General features: G+C 41.2%; 9 protein-coding genes and 1 pseudogene. 4 read left to right on the top strand and 6 right to left on the bottom strand.

Features of this window, described 5'->3' with window-relative positions:
* The 4 genes and pseudogenes from Q0V26_RS03470 to Q0V26_RS03455 form a co-directional block, all read left to right on the top strand.
* Window positions 1-190, top strand: a 190-nt coding sequence (locus Q0V26_RS03470) for a hypothetical protein (protein WP_297476874.1), incomplete at its 5' end; no start/stop codon positions are given.
* 12 nt (window positions 191-202) lie between these two features.
* Window positions 203-322: pseudogene (locus Q0V26_RS03465) on the top strand (IS6 family transposase); the annotation flags it as partial.
* 259 nt (window positions 323-581) lie between these two features.
* Window positions 582-1,322, top strand: a complete 741-nt coding sequence (locus Q0V26_RS03460; RefSeq protein WP_297476872.1) for a DUF2931 family protein — start codon at window positions 582-584, stop codon at window positions 1,320-1,322.
* Between the two features lie 182 nt (window positions 1,323-1,504).
* The gene (locus Q0V26_RS03455) at window positions 1,505-1,783 is read left to right on the top strand and encodes a hypothetical protein (protein WP_107276787.1); all 279 of its coding nucleotides are present in this window, start codon (window positions 1,505-1,507) and stop codon (window positions 1,781-1,783) included.
* 99 nt (window positions 1,784-1,882) lie between these two features.
* Here Q0V26_RS03455 and Q0V26_RS03450 read toward each other — a convergent pair whose 3' ends face one another.
* The 6 genes from Q0V26_RS03450 to Q0V26_RS03425 all read right to left on the bottom strand — a co-directional run bounded on the left by Q0V26_RS03450 (window position 1,883) and on the right by Q0V26_RS03425 (window position 10,659).
* A complete protein-coding gene (locus tag Q0V26_RS03450) occupies window positions 1,883-2,809 on the bottom strand; it encodes a N(4)-(beta-N-acetylglucosaminyl)-L-asparaginase (protein ID WP_297476868.1) in 927 nt (308 codons plus the stop codon).
* 14 nt (window positions 2,810-2,823) lie between these two features.
* A complete protein-coding gene (locus tag Q0V26_RS03445; RefSeq protein WP_297476867.1) occupies window positions 2,824-4,221 on the bottom strand; it encodes a leucyl aminopeptidase family protein in 1,398 nt (465 codons plus the stop codon).
* Window positions 4,221-5,243: an ABC transporter permease gene (locus tag Q0V26_RS03440; protein ID WP_080156467.1), complete on the bottom strand. Its 1,023-nt coding sequence runs from the start codon at window positions 5,241-5,243 to the stop codon at window positions 4,221-4,223. The genes Q0V26_RS03445 and Q0V26_RS03440 overlap by 1 nt, the downstream gene beginning before the upstream one ends.
* 1 nt (window position 5,244) lies before the next feature.
* The gene (locus tag Q0V26_RS03435) at window positions 5,245-6,231 is read right to left on the bottom strand and encodes an ABC transporter permease (RefSeq protein ID WP_297476865.1); all 987 of its coding nucleotides are present in this window, start codon (window positions 6,229-6,231) and stop codon (window positions 5,245-5,247) included.
* Between the two features lie 145 nt (window positions 6,232-6,376).
* Complete coding sequence (locus Q0V26_RS03430) at window positions 6,377-7,924, bottom strand: ABC transporter substrate-binding protein (protein WP_297476887.1); 1,548 nt, start codon at window positions 7,922-7,924, stop codon at window positions 6,377-6,379.
* 272 nt (window positions 7,925-8,196) lie between these two features.
* Window positions 8,197-10,659, bottom strand: coding sequence for a glycoside hydrolase family 2 protein (locus Q0V26_RS03425; protein WP_297476863.1), 2,463 nt, complete (start codon window positions 10,657-10,659; stop codon window positions 8,197-8,199).
* Window positions 10,660-10,802: the final 143 nt, after the last annotated feature.

Raw genomic sequence — 10,802 nt, 5'->3', positions numbered from 1 at the left:
TGTTCTTGTTCTTGTTCTTGTTCTTGTTCTTGTTCTTGTTCTTGTTCTTGTTCTTGTTCTTTATGGGCGATTACGTGCTTTTACAGGTTCGCTAATCGCTCATCCCCTGCGGGGACTAAAGCCCTTCAAATGGGGGGGGGGGGCACAAAAAATTCAACCTGAACTCAGAATCACTGCTTTCCCTATGTAATCTGCCGACTTAATGACCAATTCTGAATTTAAATGGAAAGACTTTGCGTCTGAGATCATTTTTTGATGCCTTTGCTGGTACGGCTCGACCTCAATGAGCTACGCAAACCTCTGCGACATGTTGGCGAAGCGATGAAACTTACGTCAAAGTAAAGAGGAAATGGTTTATTTGCAACAAGTCCTTTTGGTTAAGACAGCGAGGACGTTTTAGGATGGGCTAAAAACGGTGAAGTACAGAAAATTATTAATTCACTGTGTAGTGAAAAGTGCTTAAAAAGCTTTATGGATAAGGACCTTATCCAGCAGATGGTGGGATAGCTAATCATCAATTTTATAAGGACGATGGCAGTATCGCTCTTCGTGAAATGTTTGAATGTAAACAAGGACAGTAAATGAAAACCATTATATCAACAGGGTTATTCTGCCTTTTACTGGGTGGATGTAGCGGGATAAATAAAGAGCGAGTACCTGATGAAGTTCCTGATTGGACGGCCGGTTATACTATGCCATCATTTTATCCAGTGAGGGTCACAAAAGCCTATGGCATTAATAAAACAGAAGATTGGACTTCTATTTTACATACTCATAGTCAGTTTATGACGGTCAGTGGCCTTAAACGCGTGAAAGAATTTCTACCCAATTATGATGGCTATGGATTGCCTCTCGCTTTCAACACTATGGGGTGGTATCCACAAATCCAATACACTAATCATTTACCCGATAAAATAGTGCTCTACTGGACATCCTTGTTTGATGCAAAATTTTATATCACAGAACTAAATGTCACGCCAAAAATGAAAGTGCTGATGTATAAAAAGCAAAGTTACATTCGATCTGATGGAATGCGTAAGTCTTGCTATCAAACAACATTTGATTTTGGTTTTCTACCTAACGGCCAAGTAAAAGTATGGTTAGAGGGGTGTGGTAAATATACTTATGTCACAGAGCTATCTCCCATCGCAACGCCTAATACTGATTATAATGGGAGTACTTATTCTGATCATAACCAGACTAGAAACTCTGTTTTAAACAGAGCTAAAAAAGCCAATGCAACCCTAATTCCTATCCCTTGGAACAAGGTAAATAAGATATATACATCGAAGAATTATACTGTAGAGCAACTTCATTTTTAATAATACTTTGTTGTTTATTATTTGATGATAGCCTTTGTTACAACTTCTTATCTTTCATACAAATTGAAACATATTGCTGATATTTAAAAGAAACAAGAGCGAGTATATTTTATTTGAATTTCTTTTTTATATTTCCATTTTCACGGTTGTTGAGTATCTCAATCGTTTCAAGGACGGCAACAATGACAAGGTTTAAGTTAAAGATCACTCATGGCTTATCTCATCATCCTGATATTATAAAAGTGACGACGGATCCTCGCCAAGCGTTACGTTTTCTTGAACGTGAAGTGTCACCTTATACGCGCGGTTTTACGAAAATTGTTACTACCGATAATAAGCAGTATGTAAAAAGTATTGCAGAAGATGATAGTAAAGCTTTTCGCTATGATTATGTACCTTATAATCAACTTGATGTGATATGGCAAAAGCTGTGGGGATTTGTACTTAATAAATGTAAATAATGAAATGGCCGTTGCTATATAACAACACCCTGTAAGTATGATCTTAAGCAGGGTGTTGTTGATCTTAGTGTCACTGTATTCTCTTTTCTGTGAGAATAATTACTTAATCATGATCACTTCAGCTTGGCGCTCTTCTGGCTTATCCATGCCCGTTTGCCAGAACCAATAAGTAATATTACCCGGACAATTTAAACTCACCACTTTGTGATTACCGTGGCAGTCTATCGCATGAATAGTAACGCCTTCAGTATAGCCATCTTTTAGATAATCAAGATCGCGAATTGCTTCATACACAGCGTCATCAAGGGTCATGCCCATTTTCATATATAACACTACTGCATGAGCAGTTGAACAACGAATACTCATTTCCCCAGTGTGAGTACACGCACAGGCGCCATAGCGGCTGTCAGCATAAGAGCCAGCACCAATAATTGGGCTATCACCTAACCGACCGGGGTATTTCCATGCCCAACCTGAGGTTGATGTAGCGGCGGTAATTTTGTTATTAATATCACTGCTTAAAAAGACAGTAGTGTCACGTACACGTTCAGGATCGGTGGCATTATTAGACAATGGCGCAAGCGGCACATTAGGAAATGCCGCTTGTTGCTCAGGTGTCATGGCTTGCTTTAGCTTTTGCCACCATACTTGCTTTGAATCTTCGATGAGGTTATCACCCGCAACAGCATTAATTTCATTGGCAAAAATAGCCGCACCTTCACCAACTAAAATTTCATGGTTGAGATCGGTCATTACCTTATAGGCGACTTCTATTGGGTGGATATAACCTTTTAACGCACCAACAGCGCCAGTACGTAAACTGTCACCGTCCATTACCGAAGCATCTAATTCCATTTCGCCTAATACGTTAGGCCAGCCACCATAACCCACGGTACGTACACGCGGATCTAATTCCACCAGCTTAATGCCTTCAACTAAAGCCCGTAAGCCTTCTTCACCTGCTTGTAGGCGACGTGCTGATGCTTCAATGCCTGGGTAGGCTTCTGAGTTTGCTAATAAGATCATGTTCAACGTCCTTGTTATTGGTGCAACCGATCTTGTAAGATCAATTGTTGGCAAAGCTCGGTTAATAATAAAGTGCCGTAGCCCGTTGTGGCTTTCGGGTAAATTTCACGGTGATTCATACCCAGTGACATTGCGGCTGAATCAATATGGATCCATTTTTGATCAGGTTGAATAAAGTGTTCTAAAAAGGTAGCCGCAACACACGGGCTACCGTCAGGCTCTTCGCTACCGTGGCGTAAATCAGCAAAGTCACTTTCAAGTGCGGTGGTAAACATACCTCCGGTAGGCATTGGCCATAACGGTTCAGAGCATGCTTGACCTGCTGTTTGAGCTCGCGTAATTAAATTATTATCATTACCCATCAATGAGGCATAGGCTTTACCAAGCGCAATGCCTGTCCCGCCCGTTAAGGTTGCAATATCGACTAAATAATCAGGTTGGTAGTGTTGCTGAGCATAGTGCAATACATCCGCTAGCACCATTCGCCCTTCGGCATCGGTGGTGATGATTTCAACATTGGTTTTATTGAGCATCGTTACCACATCGCCGGGTTTAATGGCTTTACCTGACGGCATGTTTTCAACCAAGCCACATAAGCCAATCACTCGAATAGGTAATTGCAGTTGTGCAATGGCATTAAGTGCACCAACAACCGCCGCTGCGCCGCCCATATCGACTTTCATAGTGCTCATATAACGCGGTTGTTTAATGCTGATACCACCGGAATCAAAGGTGACGCCTTTACCGACTAAAGCGATGGTAAACTTGGGATCTTGAGGATGATAGTCGAGGCACAATAAACGTGCTTCGCGATCACTGCCTTGGGCGATACTCATTAAGCCGCCAAAGCCTTGTTCAAGCATCATTGCATCATCGAGATAAGATAACTCAATATTGTTAATCGCTAATGCTTCTACAGCTTCGACAAAGGATTGTGGATACAGAATATTGCCTGGTTTATTGGTTAACTCGCGTGCAATCAATTGGCTGTGAGCAAGAATTTTACCATTTTCAAACGCTGTGTTATCACTAGCATCAGCATTCAATAAGGTGAAATCTGCCAGTATTGGGGTTAATAATGGGCTGTTACTGTGGCGATAATGATAATTTGATAACGCTAAACCAAAAGAGAGCCATTTCAGCCATTGCTGACGTTCAAAACGAGTGGCAATATCGGCATCTATGCACAATTGAAGCGTGGTTGCTTGCATAAATGTAGTCGCGATTAAATAGCCAATATCTTGAATATCGGCAACATCAATAACGCGCTTACTGATCTCAGCATTAAAATCATTCACATCTTGGTTAACGGTTAATGTTGAATGTTTACTCAAGGTCAGATGAAGCGTTCGTGTTAATTGATCGCATTGATGCTCACGACTAAAAGTTAAAGTTAATAGGTTACTATTCATTATTTGATTCCACCATCAGCGATAGGGTGAGGCATTTCGGTTTGAGTATCGATAAGGGTTGCATCACTGCGCTGTTGCCAACGACGCATGCCTTTGTGAGAACGTAACTGAGGGTTGGCAATTTCATCGACGGCAAAGTTTAATAACGATAAACCGATAGCAATAAAAATAAGCGCCATACACGGTGCAAGTATTTCCCACCATGCGCCAATCAGCATCGACGATGAAGTTTGGACGTTATATAACATCACCCCCCAACTGATGGCATTTGGATCACCAAGACCAAGGAACGACAAACTGGCTTCGGTCATGATCGCGAGCAATACACAACCAATAAAACTAGCACCAACAATGGACATTAAGTTCGGCAGAATTTCAACGGCAATAATGCGCCATGGTGATTCACCTAACACTTCTGCGGCACGAATAAACTCTTTTTCGCGTAAGGATAAAGTTTGAGATCGCACCACCCGCGCGCCCCATGCCCATGAAGTAATAGCAATCACAATCGCTATCGTAAATGGCCCCGCCTGACCAATAAACGCAGCAATAATAAATAGCAACGGTAATTGTGGAATCACCAACATGATATTCATGGCAGCCGTTAAAATTTCATCAACTTTACCGCCAAAATATCCAGCTGAAACACCGATTAAGGTTGCCAGAAAACACACTAAAATACCTGCGCCTAAACCAACGGCCAGTGAAGTACGTGCGCCATAAATTAATTGTGACCACACATCACGCCCCATTCGTGTTGTACCTAGAATATGATCGGCTTTTTTTGACATCAGCAGGGTACGTTTATTGGTGGCTAAGTTTTTCGCTATCCAACCATCAGGATTATTCTGCGCGGCTTTAACTACAAAAGCTGGGTATTCATGAGGGTTGCCTGTTCCTCTATCTGGTGCATGGTTAGTGATCATTGGCGCAAACAGAGCCGCTAATACAAATACCACTAAAATACAGAGTCCAGTTAATGACTTAGGGTTACGAATTAATAATTGAATAATACCTTTCATGTTATCGCTCTCCCTTACGTAGACGTGGGTCTAACAGCACAATTAATAGATCGGCCATAAAGTTAAAGAACAACATAAATAAGGTCATCAGTAATAATTGTCCTTGAAGCACTTGGTAATCACGGGCGTGAATAGCGTTTAACAAGACGGTTCCAAGACCGGGGTAGTTAAAGATCATTTCCACAATTAACTGACCACTGATTGCAGTACCTAAGGCCATTGATAATGCGGTCACGCTTGGCAGCATGGCATTACGAGCGGCATAGTTAAAAATCACGCGATGTTCACTTAATCCTTTGGCTTTTGCCATGGTGATAAAGTCTTCATTAAGTAAGTTAATCATGTTGTTACGCATGCTAATTAAAAAGCCACCAATTTGGCTGACAGTGGCACATAACAACGGCAGGGCAGCGTGATACATGACATCTTTATAAAATGCCCAGCTTGACCAATCAGGCGTAGTGCCAGAGGTGTAAGCATTGCCAATCGGGAACCATTCTAAGCCAATGGCAAAGGTGAACATCACCAGCATCGCAATAACCACTGACGGGATAGATTGCACCACCAGCGTACTTGGCGAAATAAAGGTGTCGTAATAACTACCTCGACGCCACGCGGCAAAAATACCCATTACCGATCCAATACAAAACGATAAAACAACCGCGGTTCCGGTTAGAAATAATGACCAGCCAATGGCACTACCAAGCAGATCATTAACCGATAATGGATAAAACTTAATGGAGGTTCCCCATTGTCCAGTAAATATATTGGCAAGATAAGAAAAGTATTGTTCATATAAAGGGCCATCAACAAAGCCAAGCAGTTTTTTCATGGCTTCAATACGTTCAGGGCTAACGTGTGAAGTAGCATTAGCAAACATCATCGTAACTGGATCACCAGGCATGGCGCGAGGCAATATAAAGTTTAATGTGGCTGCAAATAATAACGCGACAAAATAAAATGATAATCGACGAAAGAAAAAGCCCATCGTATTTATTCCTAATAAAGATATTCGATTTAATTAGCCTGAATATTAAAAACTCCCGTTAAGTAAATAACAGTGGTGTTATATATTCAGACTGAGATCACAGCGAAATAAATACCGTTATCAAAAGATAACGGTATGGTTATTATTACGCTTTTGGTTTTAAATCTAATACGTGTAATAAACGCTCAGGTACTCCCGCCCATGCTAAAGGACGACCTTTAGGGTTGTCTGTGCTCCACCAACCGGTATAACGACTCTCATTAAATTGGTACACATCAACGCCAGACATGACTGGAATCGTGATTTGGTTTTCGGCAATAATTTTTTGGATCTTATGGGCGATAACTTTTTGCTCATCTTGATTAGCTGTTTTGTAGAAATTATCTAACAACTGGTCTAAATCGGCATTTTTAAAAAAGTGCATTGCAAAACGTGGCATGCTTGTGCCTTCTTGATAACGAGAATGATAGGCGCTGTTCCAGTAACGGTAAGGGTCGGCACCATTAAAGTAGTTGGTGTAAGCCATATCATAAGTACCATTGGTCATGGCTTGGTTATAGACCGCAAAATCAGAGGTTTTGGCTTTGACATCAATACCGGCTATTTGTAACTGCTCAACCCCAAGTTGAACGGTGTTGTTGAAATCAGTCCAACCTGTTGGTGATTGAATCGCTATCTCTATTTTTTTACCAGTAGGGGTTTCTACATAACCGTCACCATCAATATCTTTAAAGCCCGCTTTTGCTAACAATGCTTTGGCGTTATCAATGTTGTAAGTATTAAAGCCTTTGTATTTATTATAAATATCTTTATCAGCCCAGAATTCTAAGCCTTTGCCTAAGCCTGATGCGTAGTCATTAACGATGCCGTTGCCATAAAAAGCGACATCAATGATTTTTTGACGATCAATAGCCATTGATATCGCGCGACGGAAATCAAGGTTATTGATCGCTTCATTATTACCTGGGTGCGGCGTTTTAAAATTCATCATAAAAGCTTGAGTACTTGCTGCAGGATACCAGTATTTATGGTTTGGATTTCGAGCGGCATACAGTGCATCAACATCAGGAATAAAGGCACTGGTCCAGTCAAGTTCTGACTTAATGATTTTATTTAATAGCTGATCGTTATTGGCAATTTGAGGTACCCGTAAACAATCGACTTCTAGGTTATCGTTATCCCAATAATTAGGGTTACGGCATTGCACATAAAGCTGTGGTGTAAAGGTATCGATTTCAGTAAATGGACCTGAACCTACTGGGTTTTCATTAGTAAATAATTCAGGTTTTTCAATATCTCTCCAAATGTGTTTTGGCACAATAGGGATCGAAGCAATTTCAAATGGCAGATTAGAATTGGCTTCAGTTAATTCAAAAATAACCTTGTTATCTTGCTGGTGGATGCTTTTTATCCAGCGATCCATGCTTTTCGGATCAAGCTCAGGTTTATCATGAATAAGTTGGAATGAATACACTACATCATCAGCGGTAAATGGGGTTCCATCTGACCATTTTACGCCGTCGCGAATTTCAAATGTGACTTGTTTAAGATCGTCAGACATATAGTAGTTTTTCGCTAATCGCATTACCGGTTTATTGCCGTGCATTTGGTTAAAAATAACTAAAGGCTCATAAATAAAATCGGTTGTGGTACGTAAATTTGTCGCTAAGTACGGGTTAAAGTTACGGATCATGGTGGGATAAAAATCAGCCACAATCGTTAATTGATTTTTTTCAGCGGCAAAAGAACTTGGAGCGCACAATGTTGCTAGTGTTATTAACGCTAAAGTATGGGCTTTATTTCTGATCATGAAAATTCCTTATTATAAATGTGAGAAAATAAATTCCGTATAAACATGATGAAAATAGATAGTATTTATTAATAAATAACAGTCGTAACAAGATACACATATAAAAATATGCGTATCTGTTGCTGTTATTTATATTATTGTGGAAGCTTTATAAACTAATAGGTTCCTCGAAGGTGATATAAGGTTAAATGCTGTTTTAATGTATTAAGATCACAATCACCAATATAATAAAGGCGATGTTTCGTGCCTGTAATATGACTTGGTAATAAAGTAAAACTGCTATCACTAAAACGACCTTGGCATTCAAGTTGTGGTTCAACAAATAATGCCGGGCAGTCAGTGTCGAGTTCTAGCCAAATAGTATCGTTGTCTTGATGCCATTCTGTGTTAATGATTGGATTTTGCAGTTGTGCGTGTTTAAACAAGCATGGGTAATGCGTATTTTCAGTCACACTGCCATCAGCGCAGGTTAAGCTTACATGGTAAAACACCTGTTTAGTTTCAGTGGCGGTTAAGATGTCTTCTGTTTGCCATACAATGTCACTGCTGTCGGTAGCTAATTGGGTGTCTAGCTGCCATGTGGCGAGGACATTCCCTTGCCAATCTGCCTTGATCACTGTTCCGCTAATTGGCATTGGTTGATGATGATCATTAACCACATGCAGTGTTAGAGGTTGTTGCGGCTGTTGAATAAATGTCGCCATCACAGGGGCAAAGAAACGTTTTGCGTGGTGATGGAGTTGTTTCCAACGCCCAGTATATTCAATGCTTGACCATGAACTCACCGGCCAGCAGTCATTGAGTTGCCAATAGAGAATACCGCGGCAATGTTGTTTATGGGCGCGCCAAAACTCAGTCGCTGTTTTAATGGCGATTGCTTGTTGTACTTGGCTTAAATACAACATGTTGGCAAAACCAACCGGAAAGCGGAAATAGCGAGTAAACATTTCGGTCATAATGCTATTACCACGACCGTTCTTTTGGTGTTGTTCAAATGTCGGCGAGGTGACATTCCAATCTTCACTGTCGGCGAAGGTTTTTACCGTTGGCAAAGATGGCCATGATTGATAACCAAATTCCGAACAAAAACGTGGTTTAACACTGTGGTAGGCATCGAACGATTTACCTGAATGCCATACATCCCAGAAATGCATATCGCCACGGTTATCGTCATGCCATGCATCGCCAAAATCGAGTTCGCCATTACACGGTGAGCTTGCCCAAAAACGACGGCTAGGATCGTACTGTTCAACTACTTGTTGCAGCATGCGATTTAAACGGTCGTAATTCACTACGTATTTTTCACGATTGTGTTTAGATTCGTCATACCAACCAATCGCGCCAATGACTTCGTTATCACCACACCATAATGCCAGTGAAGGGTGATCTGCTAGGCGTTTTACTTGGTCAACAATTTCTAATTCAACATCAGCTAAAAACTCTGGGGTTGATGGATACAAGGCGCAAGCAAACATCAGATCTTGCCACACTAATAATCCGAGTTCGTCGCATAACTCATAAAAAATATCATGCTCATACATGCCACCGCCCCACACACGGATCATATTCATGTTAGCGGCAACTGCATCTTCTAATAGTTGACGATAACGTGCAGGAGTTTGACGGCTGGGTAGGGCATCGAGTGGAATCCAATTGGCACCTTTGGCAGTGATCGCATTGCCATTAACCACAAATGTCATTGCACTACCAATAGCATCGGTTTGTGTATCTAATGTGAGTTCACGCAAACCAAGTTTTTTGGTGATGGTGTGATTATTAAGCGTAACCGTTAATGGGTACAATGGTTGCTCGCCATAACCTGCAGGCCACCAGCGCTGTGGATCTTTTACGACAATAGTGGTGGTGACGGTTTGAATGCCATTGTTTATATTATCTATAGCGATAGTGTGTACTTGCTTATCAAAGTTAATTTCAAGTGCTTGCTCCGCGCCGTCCTTCAGTACTTCGCAATCAACGTTAACTGTGACTTCACAATCGCCATTGGGTAGCCATGCTTGTTGGGTTCTAACATGGTGTAAGCGAGTGTCATAAACAGGGATGAGTGTTAGCGAGTTATATACCCCTGTTGATAATAAACAAATGCCCCAATCCCAGCCCGCGTGACATTGGGTTTTACGCAGAGTATTCATGTGTGGAATTTGATTATTACCGACCGCCCATGGCACGGGGAAAGGTAGTTTTTCTGCACGTCGCTGTGCTTCACTATCATTACGCGCTAATGCAATACTGATGTGATTTACACCCTGTTGCAGGTAGGGCTGAACATTAACCTGATAAAGACGGAACATGTTGCTACAGGTTAATACCTGAGTACCGTTAATGCTAACGATAGCCATGGTATCAACAAACGATAAATTCAAATCGATGGCGGTTGCAGTTAGTTGCTCGGTTGTGAGTGTGAAGTCTGTTGTTAGTTGCCACTCACTTTCACCGACCCATTGAATTAATTCTTCATTACAACCGAAATAAGGTTGTGGCAGTAAATCCGCTTGAATGAGCGCTGAATGTACATCGCCAGGCAGTGCGCATGGAATAGGAATATGTGAATGCTGTGGAGAAGTGAGTAGCCACTGACCATCTAATGAAATATGCGACACGTGAGACTCCTGTCAACTGCGCGAATAAAGTAAGAGTGTATTACGCTCATTAAAAAATTAGCAGTGGACAAAAGGCGTTGTAACTGGATTTATGTACCCAATTGATGGATATGTGACCGTGCTAAATACTCTATGCGTCGAGA

The organism is uncultured Photobacterium sp. (assembly GCF_947039875.1).
Taxonomy (GTDB): domain Bacteria; phylum Pseudomonadota; class Gammaproteobacteria; order Enterobacterales; family Vibrionaceae; genus Photobacterium.
The sequence above is the reverse complement of the archived record's forward strand: the minus strand, read 5'-3'. Positions and strand labels throughout refer to the sequence as shown.